The 20,673-nt window shown below is 61.4% G+C and carries 16 protein-coding genes and 1 pseudogene; 8 read left to right on the forward strand and 9 right to left on the reverse strand.

Annotation, left to right across the window (positions count from 1 at the left end; translation table 11 throughout):
• Positions 1-55 precede the first annotated feature (55 nt).
• The 4 genes and pseudogenes from ACNA0J_RS23505 to ACNA0J_RS23520 form a co-directional block, all read right to left on the reverse strand.
• The coding region (locus ACNA0J_RS23505) for a Bug family tripartite tricarboxylate transporter substrate binding protein (RefSeq protein ID WP_415821293.1) at positions 56-762 on the reverse strand (707 nt) is incomplete at its 5' end.
• 27 nt (positions 763-789) lie between these two features.
• Positions 790-1,039 (reverse strand): annotated as a pseudogene (locus ACNA0J_RS23510) (tripartite tricarboxylate transporter substrate binding protein); the annotation flags it as partial.
• A gap of 24 nt (positions 1,040-1,063) precedes the next feature.
• Positions 1,064-2,446 carry an MmgE/PrpD family protein gene (locus ACNA0J_RS23515; protein WP_415821294.1) on the reverse strand — a complete coding sequence of 461 codons (1,383 nt, stop codon included), beginning with the start codon at positions 2,444-2,446 and terminating at the stop codon, positions 1,064-1,066.
• Positions 2,447-2,478: 32 nt separating this feature from the next.
• Positions 2,479-3,477 carry a Bug family tripartite tricarboxylate transporter substrate binding protein gene (locus tag ACNA0J_RS23520; RefSeq protein ID WP_415821295.1) on the reverse strand — a complete coding sequence of 333 codons (999 nt, stop codon included), beginning with the start codon at positions 3,475-3,477 and terminating at the stop codon, positions 2,479-2,481.
• A 155-nt stretch (positions 3,478-3,632) separates the two neighbouring features.
• Here ACNA0J_RS23520 and ACNA0J_RS23525 point away from each other — a divergent pair, with 155 nt between their 5' ends.
• Entirely contained in the window at positions 3,633-4,505 is an 873-nt protein-coding gene (locus tag ACNA0J_RS23525; protein WP_415821296.1) for a LysR substrate-binding domain-containing protein, read from the forward strand.
• A 24-nt stretch (positions 4,506-4,529) separates the two neighbouring features.
• On the opposite strand, the gene ACNA0J_RS23530 is transcribed toward ACNA0J_RS23525, so the two are convergent.
• The 3 genes from ACNA0J_RS23530 to ACNA0J_RS23540 form a co-directional block, all read right to left on the reverse strand.
• A complete protein-coding gene (locus ACNA0J_RS23530) occupies positions 4,530-5,930 on the reverse strand; it encodes an MFS transporter (protein ID WP_415821298.1) in 1,401 nt (466 codons plus the stop codon).
• Positions 5,931-6,092: 162 nt separating this feature from the next.
• Complete coding sequence (locus ACNA0J_RS23535; RefSeq protein WP_415821300.1) at positions 6,093-6,596, reverse strand: peroxiredoxin; 504 nt, start codon at positions 6,594-6,596, stop codon at positions 6,093-6,095.
• A 119-nt stretch (positions 6,597-6,715) separates the two neighbouring features.
• On the reverse strand, positions 6,716-10,453 hold the full coding sequence (locus ACNA0J_RS23540; RefSeq protein WP_415821301.1) for a DUF748 domain-containing protein: 3,738 nt from the start codon (positions 10,451-10,453) through the stop codon (positions 6,716-6,718).
• A 144-nt stretch (positions 10,454-10,597) separates the two neighbouring features.
• Between ACNA0J_RS23540 and moaC the strand changes: the two genes are divergently transcribed.
• From moaC to ACNA0J_RS23560, 4 genes are read left to right on the forward strand one after another with little or no spacing between them, the layout of a single operon-like run.
• Complete coding sequence (gene moaC / locus ACNA0J_RS23545; protein WP_415821302.1) at positions 10,598-11,086, forward strand: cyclic pyranopterin monophosphate synthase MoaC; 489 nt, start codon at positions 10,598-10,600, stop codon at positions 11,084-11,086.
• The gene (locus ACNA0J_RS23550; protein WP_415821303.1) at positions 11,067-11,318 is read left to right on the forward strand and encodes a MoaD/ThiS family protein; all 252 of its coding nucleotides are present in this window, start codon (positions 11,067-11,069) and stop codon (positions 11,316-11,318) included. Before moaC ends, ACNA0J_RS23550 begins: the two co-directional genes overlap by 20 nt.
• A gap of 4 nt (positions 11,319-11,322) precedes the next feature.
• Positions 11,323-11,805, forward strand: coding sequence for a molybdenum cofactor biosynthesis protein MoaE (locus ACNA0J_RS23555; protein WP_415821305.1), 483 nt, complete (start codon positions 11,323-11,325; stop codon positions 11,803-11,805).
• A 41-nt stretch (positions 11,806-11,846) separates the two neighbouring features.
• Entirely contained in the window at positions 11,847-13,052 is a 1,206-nt protein-coding gene (locus ACNA0J_RS23560) for a molybdopterin molybdotransferase MoeA (protein WP_415821339.1), read from the forward strand.
• Between the two features lie 70 nt (positions 13,053-13,122).
• Here the strand turns inward: ACNA0J_RS23560 and moaA are convergent, their stop codons facing one another.
• The gene (moaA, locus tag ACNA0J_RS23565; protein WP_415821306.1) at positions 13,123-14,235 is read right to left on the reverse strand and encodes a GTP 3',8-cyclase MoaA; all 1,113 of its coding nucleotides are present in this window, start codon (positions 14,233-14,235) and stop codon (positions 13,123-13,125) included.
• Between the two features lie 36 nt (positions 14,236-14,271).
• Entirely contained in the window at positions 14,272-15,354 is a 1,083-nt protein-coding gene (locus ACNA0J_RS23570) for a substrate-binding domain-containing protein (RefSeq protein WP_415821308.1), read from the reverse strand.
• 157 nt (positions 15,355-15,511) lie between these two features.
• On the opposite strand from ACNA0J_RS23570, the gene ACNA0J_RS23575 reads away from it, so the two are divergent.
• From ACNA0J_RS23575 to fdhF, 3 genes are all read left to right on the forward strand, one after another.
• Positions 15,512-16,081 carry a formate dehydrogenase subunit gamma gene (locus ACNA0J_RS23575; RefSeq protein WP_415821309.1) on the forward strand — a complete coding sequence of 190 codons (570 nt, stop codon included), beginning with the start codon at positions 15,512-15,514 and terminating at the stop codon, positions 16,079-16,081.
• 143 nt (positions 16,082-16,224) lie between these two features.
• The gene (locus ACNA0J_RS23580) at positions 16,225-17,760 is read left to right on the forward strand and encodes a formate dehydrogenase beta subunit (RefSeq protein WP_415821340.1); all 1,536 of its coding nucleotides are present in this window, start codon (positions 16,225-16,227) and stop codon (positions 17,758-17,760) included.
• 17 nt (positions 17,761-17,777) lie between these two features.
• The gene (gene fdhF / locus ACNA0J_RS23585; protein WP_415821310.1) at positions 17,778-20,663 is read left to right on the forward strand and encodes a formate dehydrogenase subunit alpha; all 2,886 of its coding nucleotides are present in this window, start codon (positions 17,778-17,780) and stop codon (positions 20,661-20,663) included.
• Positions 20,664-20,673: the final 10 nt, after the last annotated feature.

A 20,673-nucleotide genomic window follows, 5' to 3' on the forward strand; every position in this document is an offset into this window, starting at 1 on the left:
AGAAAACCGCGTCCACGCTACGCCATCGCGTTGCTGCCGCATCCCACGTGCGGGATCAGCGAGGCTCCAGCCCAATCTGCTTGGCCAGCTCGGCGAATTGTTTTTGGTCGCGTTGCAGCGTGCGCGCAAAGCCCGCGGGGCTGCGTTCGTCATCCGCGGGAATCTGCGCGGCGAGCGTATCGATACGCTCGCGGAACGCCGGGGTCTGCACCGCCTTGGTCACTGCCTCGGAAAGTTTGTCGACCACATCCTTGGGCATATCCTTGGGCCCGACCAAGCCGTTCCATATCTGCAGATCGAACTGTGGCAGGCCGCCTTCGGCAAAAGTCGGCACGTCCGGCATCTGCGGCAAACGCTCCTTGGACGCCACAGCGATGGCCTTGATCTGTTTGCCCTTGTGCAGCGGCAACATGGTGACTGTCTGATCCAGCACCGACTGAATGGTGCCCCCCATCAAATCGGTAATCGCCGGCCCCGAACCGCGATACTGCAGCAGTTCGGCCTGCACATTGGCCATGCGCAAGAACAACGCCTCGGCCAGATGCGCAGTGGTGCCCGGGCCGCCCGAGCCAAAATACAGCTTGAGCGCACCACTACGCATGCCCGCCAACATCGAGGGCAGATCCTGGATGCCGCTCTGATTGCTCACACTGAGCACCATGGGAACATTGGCGACTGTGCCGATCGCGGTCGTGTCCTTGACGATGTTCAAACCGGCCTTGGGATAGAGCAAAGGAATCAGCACCATGGACTGATTACTGANCANCANCGTGTAGCCATCAGGCGCCNATCGAGTCAGGCGCTGAAACCCCAGCAGCCCGCCCGCCCCGGTGACGTTTTCTACGACAAAGGTGTTATTCGTGACTTTTCCGAGTTCGGTGGCCAACAGCCGGGCCAGTGCGTCCAGACTGCCGCCGGGAGCCACGCCGACGATGATAGTGACCGGCTTGGAAGGAAAGCCGTCGTCGGCCCGGGCCGCGTGATTCACGCCCAGACACAAAGCAATACTGGCAAGCGCGGATGCGATGCGTCGTTTCATGTTGTCTCCTTCTTCAAAAAACCCTCAACGCCTGCTTAACAAGCGCGTCAGCGAACGGATGGAGTCGGTGCGCTCCAGATGCGCGATTGCTTCCAGGCAGCTATCGGCCGCACCCGTTGGCAGTCCAGCACGCGGGAATAGCTGCAAAAACTTGTCTTCTACATCGTGCCAATCGATGCCACGCACGCCTGCGCCACGCGGCGCTACGCAGGCGGCGTGATGCATGGCGCCGTCTTTCATATGTATCGTGACGCTGCCGCCATGCCGATGAGGAAAGCGATCCGGTAGTGGTGGCGGTTCGGGATCAAACTCGACTTTGTCCTGCAACGCAGCGATCACGGGATCGGCCATCTTGGCCGCGTCCATGTGTTGCCAGGCAAAGCCGCCGTCGGCAATGGCCGCGGCGACGAAATAATGCAGACTGTGAGCGGCGTCGACCAGATTACGAGGATGGGGTTCGCCCTTGAAATCAGTCCACTGCACTGCCGCCGACACAACGATGCGCGCAATGTCGTCAGGACTGATGCGGCCGCCAGCCCGTGCGGCCTCGGCCGCGGCTTCGGCAGTTGCATGAAAGGGATGCGCACCGGGCATCAGCTTGATGGCCATGTCGGTCACAATGTCCCAAGACACTCCCCAGTCACGCACGATGTCCTCGCGCGCCTGCCCGCCTAACGCATCGAGAAACCCGCGCGGCTGCTCGAACACACCCAGCTCGCCCTCGAAACCGGACTGCGCCGCCAACGCGGCTCGGATGCCCGTGCTGGCGGCCAGCCCAGCGTGATACTCCCGTGCACAACTGGTGTCGGCTGCGATCGCCATACCACCGATCGAGGTCGCCGAAAGGGCGATAGCATGAGCGAGCCGATGCGCATCCAGCCGCAACAACAGCCCAGCGGCCACACAGGCGCCAAACACCGTAGAAAACGAACCATGAAAGCCACGCTGCATGCGTCCGGGTGTCAGCGACTCGTCAACGCGTCCGGCGATCTCATAGCCCAGCACCATAGCGGTCAGCACATCCCGGCCACTCGCCCCCTCACGTTCGCCCACGGCCAACGCCGCACTGGAGACAATGGTGCCGATGTGCGCGATGCTACGCATATCGCTATCATCGGACGCGGCCGCATCGCTGGCCACTGCGTTCACACGCGCAGCGCTCGCCAGTGGCAACCGGGCATTGTCAAACCACACAGTCGCCACCGGCGTACCGCCATCTGCCAGATCCAGCTCGCGGATAATGCGGGCCGATTCGATACCGTACCCCGCGGCGGCACTGGCAAGCGTGCTGGCCAAGCTCATCTTGGCATGTTCGAGAGCCAAGGCCGGGAGGTCGCCGCCACGGGTCGACAGGACGAGGTCAGCCAGTTGACGCGCCAAAGGCGGCGTCACTAAAAGGGATCGCACAGTAGGAGTTTCCTTCGGAAGTTATCGCGGCGTCACTGCGCCGCCGTGCCCAATTTCTGGAGGACCGGAATCCATGTGGCGAGGTCCCGGCGCACCAGCGATTCGAAAGCGGCGGGCTGGGGGATAGGCGTATCGGGCAAAGTGAACCCCAGGCCGATCAGCTTGTCACGCAACGCCGCATTGCTCATGACCTTGTCCAGCGCGGCATACAGACGCGCAGAAATGTCGGACGGTAGCTGGGCCGGGCCCACCAGGCCCCACCAGAGCGTGACCGAATAGCCTTGCAAACCGCTCTCGTCCAGCGTGGGAACGTCAGGCAACAAACTCGAACGCTTGGGTCCGGTGACTGCGAGCGGCCTCAGCTTGCCCGATTTCACCAGGCCCATGGCCGCGGGCATGTTGTAGAGGCCCATGTCCACATCACCGCTCAGGATCGCGCTCAAGCCTTGCGGCGCGCCGGTATAGGGCACATGCATGAGCGGCTTGTCTAGATATTGCGCGACAGTAGCGCCGGCGATATGGTGACTGGTGCCCACGCCGCTGGATGAATAGCGGAAAGTCTCCGGCGGCTTGGCCTTGATCGCTTCCAGCAGCGCCGGCGCACTTTGATAAGGCGATTTCTCGGACACGACCAACAGGTTCTGCACATCAGCGATCTCGCTGATGAAACTGAAATCCTTGATGGAGTCGTACCCTGGCGAGCTGTAGAGCACTTGGTTATTGACAAAAGTCCCCTGCGCGGCGATACCTAGCGTATAGCCATCGGGTTTGGAACGCGCGATGTCCACCGTGCCGATCGTGCCGCCCGCGCCCCCCTTGTTGTCTACCACCAGAGGCTGGCCGAGTTGCTCGCTCAATGCCGTGGCCACCACGCGCGACAACGTATCGGCCGCACTGCCCGCGGCGAACGGCACAATGAGTTTGATGGGACGCTCGGGATAAGCCGCCTCGGCGCGCAGGCACCACAGCGCGATGCAGGCAAACGGGATCAATGCGCGGGCGATTGCCCGGCGTCGATGAAGCTTGGTCATTCTGTCTCCTCGTGGCAGGATTGCCTGCGGCGATACCGCAGCGCAAACACCGATCCGACACTTGATTTGGTTTTATTGGATAGGACAGACTGTAGGCCGCTTCCTCGCTGATGTCTGTCGAAACTTATTGTTCAACCATTGAATCCATCTCAACAATGCACAAACTGAGAAACCGCCTCGGCCCGCTACGTGTACTAGATGCCGTGCATCGCGGGGGCGGTGTTGGCCGGGCCGCCGAACTCCTGCACATCACGCCGAGCGCGGTCAGCCACCAGTTGCGCCGACTGGAAACCGAACTGGGAGTGCGACTGGTGCACAAGAGTGGCCGCGACATTGGCTTCACGACGGCAGGTACCGAACTGGCCATACAGGCCGCCCAATTGTTCGACCAGCTTGAGTCGGTATTCGCCAAGGCCGGCGAAGCCGGCGCCAACCCCCGCATCCGAGTCAAAGTCATCCCGAGTTTTGCCATCAAATGGCTCATGCCGCGGCTGGGCTCGCTATACGCACAGCACGACAACATCGACATCGAGGTCGCCACCGTCGCTCGCGCCGATGACACCGACCTGCACAACGCCGATTTCGTCGTGCGCCGGGGCAATGGCAACTGGCCGGGACTGCGCGCCGATCTGCTGTTTCCTGACGAGTTGGTACTGGCCTGCGCACCGTCGCTGGCCAAGCGCCTGCGCAAGCCCGAGGACGTGTTGGGCGAAACCCTGTTGAATTCGATGATTGCGCCGGACTGCTGGGATCGCTGGCTGCTATCGATCGGCCTGGCCTCAAACAGCGACACGCGTTTTATCTCGCTGGCGAACGCGGTGCTGTGCCTACAGGCCGCGGCCGAGGGCCTGGGCATCGCCGTGACCCAGCGTGTCTATATCACACAGGATTTCGCTACCGGCCAATTGGTGCAGCCCCTGGCGCACAGTGCGCGCAGCGGCGACGGCTATTACCTGGTCAGCGATCCGGCGCGAGCGGCCACACTGCCCTTCAGCACCTTTGCCAACTGGATGATTGGCCAGAAGTAGGCAACGAAGGCTCTGCCCCGCGCCTCAAGGCCGCCCGCCAGCCTGCGCTGAACGTTCGTCGTCAGCCTCAGCCGCGGCCGTCGCCGCCTTGAGCGCCGCATCATCCGCAGCGGTCTCCGTGACATCCGCAGAAGCCGGCACCTGCACCACATCCGGCTCCGGCGACACCATCTCCATCGCCGCATCCGCCTCAATATCCACCCGCGGATCCAACGTCACAGAGGCCGGAGAACTCTGCAAACTATCGGGCATCGGCACAAAATGTACCGGCGCCTCATCCACCTGATGCGCCCCCGTCACCCGCGCCGGCCGCACCCGCCACACCAGGATCAACGCACAAGCCGACACAAACACATAAAACATATTCGGCCCGCCCGCCGACATCAAAGCACCCGCGATGAGCGGCCCCAAACACGCCCCCACCCCATAAGTCATCAACAAAATCGCGCTCAGACTCACCCGCCGGTCCGACTCCACATGGTCGTTCGCAAACGCCGCCCCCAGCGGATACAGCGTGAACTGCAACACGCCGAACACACATGACAGCAACACCAACGCCCAAAACGGCAATGTCACCCAGCCCCACAACACCGCAGGCAACAACACCAACAAACACGCATTAAAACGAATCAACCCCGCCCGATTGATCCGATCCGACAACCACCCCATCGGCCATTGCGACAACAGCCCCGCCGTTACCCCCGCCGCTACAAACAGCGCCGACTGCGACGTCGTCATCCCATACTTCGACGCAAAAACAGGGGCCAGGCCATAAAACGCCCCTGACAGATTCCCCGCAACAAACAGCACCGTCAACGACAACGGTACCCGTTCGCGAAAAAATGGCAGATCCAGGGGTGCCGGCACAGGCGTCGGCGGGTGAGAACGCGCCGTCACGGCAATAGGCACCAAACACAACACCATGCAGGCCGCCACCAGCACCAACGGCTGCTCATCCAGCGGACCATACGCGGTCAACACCAGTTGCCCCAGCACCGTGCCCAATCCAGACACCACCATATAGACCGAAAACACACGGCCGCGTTGATGATTTTCTGTTTGCTCGTTGAGCCAGCTTTCGATGACCATCAATTCAGTCACCATCACGATCCCGGCCACCAGGCGAAATACCAGCCACACCGGCATATAGTCGACCACGATCTGCGCCAGAATCATGCAAGTCGAAATCGCCGCACAGGCCACAAAAGCCCGGATATGCCCAACCCGGATGATCAGCTTGTGTCCCAGCCGTGCGCCGCACACCAGCCCCAGGTAATACCCGGCAATCAAGGTACCGATCCAGATCTCACTGACTGACTGCGCAGTCAGCCGCAACCCCATGTAAGTATTGAACAGGCCGCCGCCAATCAACATCAGCAGCGTCGCCAGATAAAGCGACGAAAAAGAAGAAATCGTGGTCAACATGGGATGCAGGAACGTGCCATCACACTACGCGGTGCGCAAGCCGCTCAAATTTTGCCAGGCGCAAAGCCGCCCGCAAGGACTGTACCTGTGTCCGGGCGCACCCCCAGGTCATGTTATTGCCCTGGGACGGCCCGGCGCAAGGGATAGCCCCGGGCGGAAAAATTAAAGCTGCGACAACATCGTGGCCGCGTCGCTGACCTCGAATTTGCCAGGCGCTTCGACATTCAATTGCGTCACAACGCCGTCTTTCAATAACGCCGAGTAACGCTGCGAACGAATGCCCATGCCGCGCGCATCCAGATCCAGTTCCAGACCCAAAGCACGCGTCCAATGCGCCGCGCCATCGGCCAGCATGCGGACCTTGCCCGCCGTCTGCTGCTCGCGGCCCCATGCACCCATCACAAACGCATCATTGACCGACACGCACCAGATTTCATCCACGCCCTTGGCCTTCAGGGCTGCGGCTTGCTCGACGTAACCTGGCAGATGTTTGGCCGAGCAGGTCGGCGTAAAAGCGCCCGGCACGGCGAACAGGGCAATCGTCTTGCCCTTGACCAGATCTGCGACCTGAAAAGCATTGGGCCCCAGGGAGCAGCCATTGGCTTCGGTCTCGAAAAACTCAGTCAGGGTGCCATCAGGCACGCGATCGCCGACTTTGATCGTCATTTACATCTCCAAGTGAACGCAGAAACGCGGACGCGAGCCGTCCGCCAAACCCTCATCATAGTGCCAAGTCGAGGGCTTGCGTTTGATGACAGCGAAAGAACCACACTACCTGCCACGCCTCATTGCAACGAAAACTCCACACGTGACGGCAGCGCATCGCCCTCGCCTGCGCCGCCCTCGAGATTAGGCGTCACAATGAAAATACGATCGGCGGGCCCGACCTCCTGCAGTTTTTCATACACGGCCTGCGCACGGGCCTGCGCCAATCGTTCCAGCGACTGCTCATTGACCGGTGCCGCCTTGCGCAACAAGGACTCCATCTGATCGGCCGGGATCGACTTGGCCATGCCAATGAAATTGCGCGGCTTTTCCTCGATATCCGTATCGTCGTAGACATCTTCCAGGTATTTATCGCGCTCGGCGGTAGAGACCGTCACCGTAGAGAGATCGGGCTTTTTACCCTTGCCCGAAGTGTCTTCGGCCTTGGCTTTGCGAATCTGACGATCAACCCAGGCCTGGCGCAAACCCTCCTCATCAGTCGCCGGGTCTGCACGGCCAATGATGTCCAGCTTCAGGGCCGGCCGATCATTCAGTGCCTTGGCCAAGGTCGAAATACGCTCGTCCGCGTCCGCTGCCAACGTCGCGCTGCCCGGCTCGAAATTGATATACGACAGTTCTTCGTCACTGCCAAACGCAGAAGCCAGCAACGAGAACGGCGAGGTCACCGCCTTGACCAGCAAATTGCCCAACACCCGCAAAATAATCCCGCCCACCGAAAACTCAGGATCATCCAGCGAACCTGAAATCGGCAGGTTGATATCGATGTTGCCCTTGCTGTCTTTCAACAACGACACGGCCAGCATTACAGGCAAGGTCGTCGCATCCGGGCTGTTCGTCTTGTCGCCGAATGTCAATTGGTTCAGCACCACATGGTTCGTAGCCTGCAACGCACGGTCTTCCAGCTTGTACTGCAAGTCCACCGACAGCTTGCCACGCTTGATCGGATATCCCACGTATTTTGCGGAATACGTCGTAAAGCGGGGCAAATCGACCCCCTTGGCCGAGACCTTCAGATCCAGCGACAGGAACTCGGCAAAAGGCTGCACCGTCCCGCCGATCGACAAAGGCGCCGTGTCGTAAACACGGCCCGTCACATTGACCTTTGCCGGTTTGGGCTCACGCGAGGACACCGCCGACAAACCGCCTTCGATACGAGAAAGCTGGGCCGTATAGTTCGGTTTGACGAAGTGGTCGGTGAACGTCATGCGGCCATTTTTCAGCGTAACGCTGTTCAGGGCGATATCCGGCAGTTTTCCGGTCTTGGCAGCTTGGGCCTCGCGCGCCGAGCGCCCACGCGTCTGGGTATCCTGGGTAATCGACCCACCGGCCTGTCCCGGCTCGGCCACCAAGTCCATCACATTCAAGCGGCCGTCGGCACTGAGCAGAACGCGGCCATAAAAATCATCCAGCGTGATGTCGCCCAGATTGGCGGCAAACTGATCGCCGTTGACCGACACCTGCATGCCGCTCAGATCCAATGCTTTCCATCGCAGAAAGTCATCGCGGTTCACGCGATCGGCCAGATGCAGGTCGGTGACGTCCACGCCGCCTTTCCAATTGGCCTTCATCGGGGCACTCCCTGTCGCCGCGGTGAATGCTGCTTCGCCATTGGCACCCACGACCAACGAGCGCACCGTCGCGTTCAAGCTCGATGCGCCATAGGCGGCCAACGATGCCGCATTGAAATTCTGCAGATCCACTTTGGTTTGGAGCGCCAGGGGCTGCGTGGTCAAGTTGCCTTGCAACGCCAGGCTGCCATCGCCTTGCACACCCGTGGCCTGCAGCGTGAACGGCGACGGCGTGGCATCGAGCGCCACACGATCGGCCGCCAGGCTGAGTTGTTTCACGCCCAGATCCACCGCCGGCTTCTGCGATTCGTCACGCGCAGCCAATTGAGACAGATCCACTTTGACGCCTGTCGCCGCGACTTGCGTCGCATTGCCTTGTTGGGCCACGGTGATCAACCCTTGCACACCGAGCAAACCGTCCAGTACCTGGATCGGCGACAGGCTGCGCACTGCCGGCGCATATTGAGCCAGCCCCAGATGACCAGCGCGGAAATCGAGCTTCAGGCCCAGCGGGCTGAGCATCAGCGGACCTTTCGCGCGTATCCAGCCCCCGTCGCCTGGGTTATCCATCGTCAGCCACAGATTGATGGGCTGCTTCGCAGGCTGCGGAAACTGCACGCTTTCCACCGTGACAGCCACACCCGCAAAGGTAGTATCGAGCTTGGTCCCCGCGTCCTGCACACGCAGTTCAGCATCGTGAATATTGATCGCATCGACCGCGATCTGCCATTCGTCCGGCGCCTTGGCGGGTGGTGTAGCGGCCTCGGCCTGCGCGGCAGGTGCATTTCCCGATGCCGCAGAGGCATTCCCGTCAGCCGCGTTCGCGCTCGGCCCCCCCGATGCAGGCGCAACAGCGGCCGTTGTCGTTGCCGCCGCGGCTTCAGCTGCCGCAGCAGGCTTATCACTGGCCGGCTTGCTATCAGCCTGCGCAACAGCAGCAGGCTTGCCCCCGGTCGGCTTGGCGTCCGCGGTCTGGGCTGCTGCAGCAGGCTTATCGCTGACCGGCTTGCTATCAGCCTGCGCAGCAGCAAGCTTGCCCCCGACCGGCTTGCCGTCCGCAGGCTCGGCTGCTGCAGTGCGCGTAGCACTGGCCGATTTACCATCCGCCGATCTAGCCGCAGCCGGCTTGTCAGCTTTCGCAGCCGCCGCCGGCCCTCCCAGCGCCTTGAGCTTGTCGACCACCCTCAGCCAATTCAACTGCTGATTCGCATCCCGGCTGGTCTGCAATACCGGGGACCACATTTCGATCTGACCAATCGAAAACTGCTTGGCCAGCATATCGAGCCTGATCCGCTGCACGTCCAGCGTGCTCCATTGGACCAGCGCTGCGCCCGAGGCCTCGCGCAGATCCAGTTGCCGCAGTCCCACATCACCCGTCACCAGGATCTTTGCCGCAGCATCACGCGGCTGCTCGAACACGACCTTCAGATTCGAATCCAGTAACGCCCGCTCGACCTTGATCGGCAACGCCATGGGCCAGACATCTGCCCATTTTTCCAGCTCCAGCCCCCGAAAATCCACATTCAACGTCGACGAGGGCACGGGCTCAAACGGCCGGGCCACGCCCTTCATATCGAGCGGACTGCCGTTAATACGCAGATGCACCAGCGGCTCGACGTCGATATCCGTGGCATAGCCGAACGAGGAAATAAAAGGCACACCGAGCTTGATCTCGTCGATCTGTTGTTTACGGCCGGTCACCTTGTCATCCAGAGTGATCGCGCCGTCCTCCAACACCAGGTTATTCAAAGAAAACCGGGGCAACCCGCTATTCTCGTCTTTCTTTTCCGGCTCGGGCTGGGCGGCCGCCATATCGGCCAGTTTTTTCTGGATGTCCGAGAAATTGAATGTGGTCTTGTCCTCACGCACCAACGCAATCTGCGGCCGCTGCACGCGCACAGAGTCCACGACCGGCGCAAACCAGAACAACGACGCCCACGAGGCGCTGGCCTCCAACTGCCCGACCTGCAGCAACGGCGCCGCGCCACCCGGCTGTTCGATTGCCAGGTCCTGCGCTCGCACGGTCAACGTAAAAGGATTAAAACTGATATCACCGACCTGAACCGGCCGGCCCAGCAGTTGGGCGACATCCCCGGTCAGCGCTGAACGCAGCACCTTGGGTACCTGCCAGGCAGCCACGCCGAACAGAATGAGAATAATGGCCACTATCCACAGAAGGATTTTTCCAAGACGCCGAGTGATTCTCAACCTGGGCATCGTAAGGGCCATGCGTCATCTCCTGGTGTGAACAGCGGGGCATAGGCAAGGGCAATTATCCACCCGGAGCCATAGCTCGTCTATCATAGGGTGTAGACCAGCCTGGCTCGGGCGAAAACCCGCCTTCGTTTTCAATCGTTAACATTTTTTCTACCCATGTCCTCTTCTTCTCCTACGCTTAGCCATCTGGACGAATCCGGCCAGATCCGCATGGTTGACGTTGGCGCCAAGACCGAAACCGACCGCATCGCCATTGCGGCTGGCCGCGTACGCATGAACGCAGTGGCCTATGGCCTGTTGACCCAGCCGGGCCAGGGAAAGGGCGAAGTGCTCAACACCGCCCGGGTCGCCGCCGTTCTGGCGGCCAAGCGCTGCGCAGAGTTGATCCCGCTCTGCCACAGCCTGCCGCTGGCCTTTGTCGGGGTGGAGTTCGCCCTGAACGACGACACCCATACTGTCGAGATCCGGGCCACCTGCCGCACCCGCTACAAAACCGGCGTCGAAATGGAGGCAATGACCGCCTGCAGCGTCGCAGCGCTGACTATTTACGATATGTGCAAGGCGGCCGACAAAGGCATTCTGATTGAACAAATACACCTTGAATACAAGGCGGGAGGAAAAAGCGGTGAGTGGCGCAACGATTAATCTGCTGTATTTCGCGCGGGTCGCCGACCTGGTGGGCAAGCGCAACGAAGCCTGGCCGCTGGCCGAGCCGACGACGGGCACCCAACTGCTGCAAGCCCTGCAGGCCCAGTATCCAGACCTCGCACCCGCGGCGCGCCTGAAATTGGCGATCAACCAGAACCACGCCAAAGCCACCGCCTCGATCCAGCCAGGCGATGAGGTCGCGATTTTCGAACCCGTCACAGGAGGCTGACATCATGATCATCGTCCAGGAAGCCGACTTCGACAGCACGGCATTGCTGGCGGGCCTGCGCGAGCAAGTCGGCGCTCAGGCTGGCGCGATCGTCACGTTCACGGGCTATGTGCGCGACTTTTCCTCCGACAAAGCGACCGAAACGCTATTTCTGGAGCACTACCCAGGCATGTGCGAACGCGAGTTGCATGAAATCGCCGACACGGCGCGCGAGCGTTGGCAACTGGCCGGTACCGTCATTGCCCATCGCGTCGGCGCCCTGCCCCGCAGCGCCCAGATCGTCTTCGTAGCCGCTGCTAGCGCCCATCGCGGCGACGCGTTCCGAGGCTGCGAGTACATGATCGACGCCCTGAAAACCCGTGCGCCGTTCTGGAAACGGGAAACCCTGTCCGATGGCAGCAGTTTCTGGGTCGAATCGCGCCAAGCCGACCACGAACGTACCGAGGCCTGGAACGACTCGCATGACCCCAATTCCCTCCGCCGCTAGCCCATACCGTCCTGCCCGACCGACACCGCATGAATAACGATCTGCTAGATTTCGACAGTGCTCAAACCCTGCTGGCCCAGGCCGCTGCGCCGATCACTCGCCACGAAACCGTATCCTTGGCCCACGCCGTGGGCCGTGTCCTGGCGCTCAATCTGGCAGCCACGCTGGATCTGCCACCAGCCGATAACAGCGCCATGGATGGCTATGCCATTCGCTACGCGGATTACCAGCCTGATGTCGTCCTGCCTATTCAGCAGCGCACCTATGCAGGAGAAATGCCCGCCGCGCTAGTTCCGGGCCAAGCCACACGGCTGTTTACGGGCAGCCTGATCCCCGATGGCGCAGACACGATCGTCATCCAGGAAAACACCCGTGAATCCGATGGGCAGGTCCACATCCTGCAGGCCCCGAAAGCCGGTGAATTCGTACGCAAACGCGGTATGGACACCACCACCGGACAGCCCCTGCTGACCGCCGGCACCGTGCTGGAGGCCGCGCATATCGCGCTCCTGGCCTCTCAGGGACTGACTCAGGTTCAGGTGTTTGCGCCGTTGCGCATAGGCATTCTGACCACCGGCGACGAGCTGGTTCATCCCGGCCAAGCACGCGCCGCGCAACAGATCTACAACTGCAATGGCCCCATGCTGGCCGCCTTGGTGCAGAAAACCGGCGCACAGGCAATACACGTGCTGCATGCCCGCGACAACGAACCCGACCTGCGCGCCGCCATCACTACCATCCTGGCCGACTGCGATCTGCTGTTGAGTATCGGCGGCGTATCCGTCGGTGAAAAGGATCTCGTCAAACCTGTACTGGAGTCCCTGGGCGGCAAACTGGCGCTCTGGAAAGTCCGTATGAAACCGGGCAAGCCGGTCGCCTTGGCCCATATCGACGGCAAACCCGTTGTCTGCCTGCCGGGCAATCCCGTTTCGGTCTATGCGGTGTATGCCATGCTGGTCTCGCCGCTGGTGCGACGCATGCAAGGGCGGACCAATCCATTCCCCCAAGTCAGCACCGCAGCGCTGCGCCTGTCGCGTCCGCACAAAGACAGCCGCGAGGAATTTCTGCGTGTGCAATGGCGCCACACTGCCGACGGCGCACCAGAACTCGTGCCTTACGCGAATCAGGACTCGTCCGTGATCAGTTCCATGCCCTGGGCAAGCGGACTGGCGCGTACCCCGGCAGGAGAAACTGTCAACGATGGCGATATCGTGAAGTACTACGACGTCGCGCATTGGCTGGCGTGACCCGTCAAATCAGCATGCAAAAAGGCGGCTATTTAACAGCCGCCTTTTTTGTGCATCGACTCAAATCGAGTCAACCTCCGATATAACTCATCTCTACTTTGCGCTCACCCTGCGGCACGACCGGCACGCCGCGCCCTCGCAGTTCAGAGTATCGATCATCGCGCTGCGCCCAAATCCCGGCCATCGCACGCGCGACCTGTTCATCGTCGGCGCCACTGCGTAATAGCGTACGCAGATCGTGTCCCTGCGACGCAAACAAACACAGAAAGATTTTGCCTTCCGGCGACAACCGTGCACGTGTGCACCCACTGCAAAATGCATGGGTGACGCTGGAGATCACGCCGATTTCGCCGCCGCCATCGGCATAGGTCCAACGCTCTGCCACACGGCCCATCACCTCGGCATCCAGCGCCCGCAACGGGTACTCGCCCGAAATCCGGCGCAAGACCTCATCGCTGGGCACGACTTCCTGCAAATTCCAGCCGTTGGTGTTACCTACGTCCATATATTCGATGAATCGCAGCACATGGCCGCTATGCCGGAAATGCTTTGCCATCGGCACGATCTGGCTATCGTTCAATCCGCGACGCACCACCATGTTGATCTTGACAGGCGCCAGCCCCGCCTCGCCCGCAGCATCGATGCCGCGCAACACGTCGTCCGGCGTAAACGTACTATCGCTCAACCGTGCAAACATCTCGGCGTCCAGCGCGTCCAGGCTCACCGTCACCCGCGTCAGCCCAGCCTGTTTCAACGCCGCCGCTTTACGGCTCAATAAGGTGCCGTTGGTGGTCAGCGTCAGTTCGAGCGGCCTGCCGTCTGGCGTACGCAATTCGGCCAGCATGCCAATCAGGACCTCGATGTTTTTGCGCAGCAGCGGCTCGCCGCCCGTCAGTCGAATTTTCTGGACACCCAGTTGTGCGCCCAGTCGCGCCACGCGGGTGATTTCCTCGAACGACAGCATCGCCGAATGCGGCATGAACGCATAATTGCCGTCGAAAACCTCGCGCGGCATACAGTACGTACATCGGAAATTACAGCGATCCGTGACCGAAATCCGCAAATCGCGCATCGGCCGGGCAAACTTATCCTTCGCCGGCTGCCCTGGTGGCGGCAACGCTGACTGCGGCAGCTGGGCGGCTCGCGACGCAGTGTGATCGGTCAGGAAAATAACTTTGCTCATTCAAATATCATATCGCGCAATGGCGCGGAACTCTTTCTATCCACCGAACGCCTCGCGCAAAGTCTGTAACTGCCCCGTATTCGTCGTGTCGTACCCGACCAATTGACGCACGTACGACAGGTATTCACGGCCGCGCATGATGCCCAGCAGGTCTTGCATGGCGGGCGTTTCCAGCGACTCGCGGCGTATGGCAAAGAAATATCGCTCCAGCACCAGCGGGATGAAATCCAGTCCGAACCGCCACGCGGCCGTCTCAACACCCACACCCGTATCGGCCATCCCGCTCGCAATATGCGCCGCGATCGCCATATGGGTGAACTCATTGGTCTCGTACCCCTGCACCTCACTGATCGATACGCCCGCCTCCTCCAGCATCAAACCCACCAGATAACGGGTGCTGGAGCCGATCTGCCGATTCACAAAACGCACATCCGGCCGCGCCAGATCCGCCATACCGCGAATATGCTTCGGATTGCCGGGCATCACGAACAAGCCCGTGTTGCGCACTGCCAGATGGATCAACAGATAATCATCCGGCGACAACCATTGGGCGTAACGCGCCATGATGGGCCCCTCGAATGCACCGCTCGGCACCTGAAAACCCGCCAGGTCGCATTCGTTGCGCTCCAGCGCAGCCAACGCCTCGATTGCCGTGCGATAACGCAGTTCCAGGCCGGGCTGCCGTCCGCTCATGTGTTGCATCAATGCCTCGACCGCGAAACCATGGCTCGCATGCAAACGCAGGTGCGGCATCGCCTCGGGCAATAGTTTTTCCAGCTCCTCCTGCAACTCGGATGCCTGGCTCTCCAGCGTGGGCATCAACCGGGCCTCGATACGGCGGTTGGCCCACAACAGCCGTTGTGCGAATGGCGACAGCTTCGTGCCCTGACGACGATTGGTGATCAACAAGGGCGTGCCGAACAAGGCCTCGAAACGGCGCAACACGCCCCAGGCGTGCCGGTACGACAAACTGCAGGCCCGGCAGGCGCCGGCGATATTGCCTGTCGCATCGATCGCGGATAACAACGCCAACATGTCATGCAGCGCCTGGGGCGGGTGCTCGGCGTCGCCCTCCAGTACCCACTGCGGGCGCAGCCCGATTCGGAACTTATATGTCATTAATTTCCTATTGAACGTCGGAAATTAGGCGTTTAGAGTACGCCCATCGAGCAAGTTGCACGCATTTTATATGTTTTATAAAGCATATTATTAATGCAACCTGCTGGCAATAAAAACCGATGCGGCCCGTTCACGAGGCCGCCACCAGGAGACCTGCATGCCCACCCCCCAGGCAAAGCCGAATCCCCCCGGCAGTGCCGGTGCACGCGGCGGTGACTCGGCCCTTTCGGCCGCTCGCCAATCAGCCGCGCCGGCCGTCAAAGCCGCCGCACAGGCCGCCACTCAGTGGCACGGCCAGCCCGGCGCACTGCTGCCGATCTTGCACGACGTACAAGACCAGCTCGGCTGTATTCCGGCCGACGCGGTGCCCACCATTGCCGAGGCCCTGAACCTGTCCCGCGCCGAAGTCCATGGCGTCGTGAGTTTTTATCCCCATTTCCGTACCGAACCCGCTGGCCGGCATGTGCTGGAACTCTGCCGGGCAGAATCCTGCCAAGCCATGGGTGCCGAGCGTCTCGCCGACCATGTGCGTCAAACGCTGGGCTGCGATTTTCATCACACCACGAGCGATGGCGCCGTCACACTCGAGCCCGTGTATTGCCTGGGGTTATGTGCGCAATCCCCCGCCGTCATGCTGGACGGCAAACCTCATGCGCGCGTCACGCCCGACAAGCTTGACCGCATCCTGGATCGCGCGATGCAACACACTCAGGAGGCGAAAGCATGAACGCCTCTCCCTCTCAGCCCGCTGTCACATCCGTTGACACCACGATGACCACTGATAGCGCCACCGCTGCATCGTCGACAGGCATATCAGCCAGCGCTGACGTCGTCACCATCTACCTGCCTGGCGATGCAGCGGCACTGGCCATGGACGCCGACGCCGTCGCGCTGGCCATCGAACAAGAGGCCCGCCGCCGCAATCTCACGGTCCAGCTAGTGCGCAATGGTTCGCGCGGCATGCTCTGGCTGGAGCCGCTGGCCGAAATCGTGACGCCGTCGGGCCGCATCGCTTATGGCCCCGTTCAGGTCGAAGACGTCACCAGCCTGTTCGCCGCCGATTGGCAGCATGGCGGTGCACATCCCCTGAATCTGGGACTGACCGAAGAAATCCCCTATCTCAAAAACCAGCAGCGCCTGACGTTTTCCCGAGTCGGCATCACCGACCCACTGTCTACCGACGATTACGTCGCTCACGAGGGGCTGCAAGGCTTGCGGCGCGCATTGACGATGACGCCCGAGCAGATCGTCGAGGAAATCACGACGTCCGGATTGCGCGGGCGTGGCGGCGCCGCCTTTCCCACGGGCATCAAGTGGAAAACCGTCCTGACCACACCCGCGCCGCAGAAATACATCGTCTGCAATGCAGACGAAGGCGACTCCGGCACATTCTCCGACAGGCTCATCATGGAGGGCGATCCCTTTGTGCTGATCGAAGGCATGACCATCGCCGGCCTGGCGGTCGGCGCGACCTATGGCTATATCTACGTCCGGTCGGAATATCCTCAATCCATCGCCACGCTCAACGCAGCCATCGCCCGGGCTCGTCACGCAGGCTGGCTAGGTGACGATATACACGGCAGCGGCAAACGCTTTGACCTCGAGGTCCGCAAAGGCGCGGGCGCCTATATCTGCGGCGAGGAAACGTCGCTGCTCGAAAGCCTGGAGGGCAAACGTGGCGTCGTGCGCGCCAAGCCTCCGTTGCCCGCGATCTCCGGATTGTTCGGCCAACCCACCGTCATCAACAATCTTATTTCGCTCGCCACGGTGCCCGTGATTCTGGCGCGAGGGGCCGCGTATTACCGCGACTACGGCATGGGCCGCTCGCAAGGCACGCTGCCCTTCCAGCTGGCGGGCAATCTAAAACACGGCGGCCTCGTCGAAGTCGCATTCGGCATCACACTGCGCGAGTTGTTGTACGACTATGGTGGCGGCAGTGCTTCGGGCAGGCCTCTGCGCGCGGTACAGGTCGGTGGTCCGCTGGGCGCCTACCTCCCTGAATCCCAATGGGACGTGCCGCTGGACTACGAGGCGTACGTCAAGATCTCGGCCATGGTAGGCCACGGCGGCATTGTCGCCTTTGACGATACCGTCGACATGAGCCGCATGGCGCGTTATGCAATGGAATTCTGCGCCGTCGAGTCCTGTGGCAAATGCACGCCCTGCCGCATCGGTGCGGTACGTGGACAGGAAACGCTGGACAAAATCCGTGCCGGCGGCCCGCAACACGAGCAGCACATTCATCTGCTACGCGACTTGTGCGACACCATGCTGGGCGGCTCGCTCTGTGCATTGGGCGGCATGACGCCCTATCCCGTGCTGTCCGCGCTGAACCATTTCCCTGAAGACTTCGGCATCGCAGCATCCGCCACGTCCGGCAGCCCAACCGCCTCTCACCAGGCCTGATTCGAACGAGACCCGCCATGCTCGAAACCGTTATCAAACGCGACCGCGATCTGGGCACGCCCGCCCGAGGCACACAAACGGATGCCCGCCTCGTCACCCTCACCATCGACGGCCAGGAAATCTCCGTTCCCGAAGGCACCTCCGTCATGCGTGCCGCGGCCGAGGCGGGAATCAACATTCCGAAACTCTGCGCCACCGACAGCCTGGAGCCCTTTGGCTCGTGCCGTTTGTGCCTGGTGCAGATCGAGGGTCGGCGCGGCTATCCCGCCTCATGCACCACGCCAGTCGAGGACGGCATGGTGGTCACCACCGAAACGCCCAAACTGCATGATCTGCGGCGCGGCGTCATGGAGCTTTATATCTCCGACCACCCGCTCGACTGTTTGACCTGCCCCGCCAACGGCGACTGCGAACTGCAGGACATGGCGGGCGTCGTGGGATTGCGCGCGGTGCGTTACGGCTACGAGGGCGCCAATCATCTGAAAGACCAAACCGACGCGTCCAATCCGTACTTTTCCTACGATCCGTCCAAATGCATTGTCTGCAACCGCTGCGTGCGCGCCTGTGAGGAAACCCAGGGCACATTCGCATTGACGATCTCCGGCAAAGGCTTTGCCTCGCGCGTGACCGCCGGCCAGAACCAGTCCTTCCTGGAAAGCGATTGCGTTTCCTGCGGCGCCTGTGTCCAGGCATGCCCCACGTCTACCCTGCAAGAAAAATCCGTCATCATGATGGGCCAGGCCGAACACTCGGTCATCACGACCTGCGCCTATTGCGGTGTCGGCTGCGGCTTCAAGGCCGAAATGAAAGGCCAGGAAGTCGTGCGCATGGTGCCCTGGAAAGACGGCCAGGCCAATCGCGGCCACGCCTGCGTCAAGGGCCGCTTCGCCTGGGGCTACACCACGCACAAGGAACGCGTGCTCAACCCCATGATCCGAAAGAACATCACGGATCCCTGGCGTGAAGTCTCATGGGAAGAAGCCATCGCCTACACCGCGTCGGAATTCCGCCGCCTGCAGTCCACGTACGGCCGCGACTCCATCGGCGGCATCACATCCTCGCGCTGCACCAACGAGGAAACCTGGCTCGTACAAAAACTCGTTCGTGCGGCCTTTGGCACCAACAACGTCGACACCTGCGCCCGCGTCTGCCATTCGCCGACCGGCTATGGCCTGAAGCAAACCCTGGGCGAATCCGCGGGCACGCAGACATTTGATTCGGTCATGCATACCGATGTGGTTGTCCTGATGGGCTCGAATCCCAGCAGCGCGCATCCGGTCTTTGCCTCGCGGCTGAAACGCCGCCTGCGCCAGGGCGCGCGCTTGATCGTCATCGACCCTCGCCGCATCGAGCTGGTGAACTCGCCGCATATCCAGGCCGACTATCACCTGCCCGTGCGTCCCGGCACCAACGTTGCCTTGTTGACCGCGCTGGCTCATGTCATCGTCACGGAAAACCTGGTGGCCGAGGACTTCGTAGCGCAACGCTGCGAAGCCAAAGCCTTTAACGAATGGCGCGATTTTGTCGCGCGCCCCGAAAATTCACCGGAGGCCACCGCCGATATCACAGGCGTGCCTGCGGCCGATGTGCGCGGTGCCGCCCGGCTCTACGCCACCGGCGGCAATGGATCGATCTACTACGGCCTGGGCGTCACGGAACACAGCCAAGGCTCGACCGCCGTCATGGCCATCGCCAACCTGGCCATGGCCACGGCCAACATCGGCCGCGAAGGCGTGGGCGTGAACCCGATGCGCGGCCAGAACAACGTGCAAGGCTCGTGCGACATGGGCTCGTTCCCGCATGAGCTGCCGGGTTACCGTCACGTCTCCGATAACGCGGCACGTGCGCAATTCGAGGCCGACTGGGGCGTCACCCTGCAACCCGAGCCGGGCCTGCGCATTCCCAATATGTTCGAGGCCGCGTTGGGCGGCAGTTTCAAGGGTTTGTACTGCCAGGGCGAAGACATCGTGCAATCCGACCCCAACACACAGCACGTGGCTGCCTCGCTGGCGGCCATGGAATGCATCGTGGTCCAGGACCTGTTCCTGAACGAGACGGCCAAATACGCGCACGTCTTTCTGCCCGGTTCATCGTTCCTGGAAAAAGACGGCACCTTCACCAATGCCGAACGCCGCATTTCGCGCGTGCGCAAAGTCATGGAGCCTCGCAACGGCATGGCCGACTGGGAGGTCACCGTCGCGCTCTCGAATGCGCTAGGCTATCCCATGAACTACGCGCACCCCAGCGAGATCATGGACGAGATCGCCCGGCTCACGCCTACGTTCACGGGTGTGACCTACGCCAAACTCGATCAAATGGGCAGCCTGCAATGGCCCTGCAACGAGTCTGCGCCCGATGGCACGCCCATCATGCATATCGATGAGTTCGTCCGGGGCAAGGGCAAATTCATGATCACCAAGTACATCCCGTCGGATGAGCGCAGCACACGCAAATTCCCGCTATTGCTGACGACGGGCCGCATTCTGTCTCAGTACAACGTGGGCGCCCAGACCCGCCGCACGCACAACGTGGCCTGGCACAGCGAAGACGTGCTGGAAATGCACCCTCAGGACGCCGAAGACCGCGGCGTATCCGAAGGCGATTGGGTCGGCGTGCAAAGCCGTTCGGGCGAAACCGTGCTGCGCGCCACCCTTACAGACCGCGTGCAGCCAGGCGTGGTATACACCACCTTCCATTTTCCCGAGTCCGGCGCCAACGTAGTGACCACAGACAATTCCGATTGGGCAACCAACTGCCCGGAATACAAGGTCACCGCGGTGCAAGTGATGCGGGTCTCGCAACCGTCTGAATGGCAACGCCAATGGTCACGCTTTACCGACATTCAGCAAAAACTGCTGCGAGAGCGTGCCCGTGAAACCGAAGCCGCCCTCGTCAGTAAATAGATCGTCTTCT

The sequence above is a fragment of the Bordetella tumbae genome, assembly GCF_965139195.1.
GTDB classification, from domain to species: domain Bacteria; phylum Pseudomonadota; class Gammaproteobacteria; order Burkholderiales; family Burkholderiaceae_B; genus Bordetella_A; species Bordetella_A tumbae.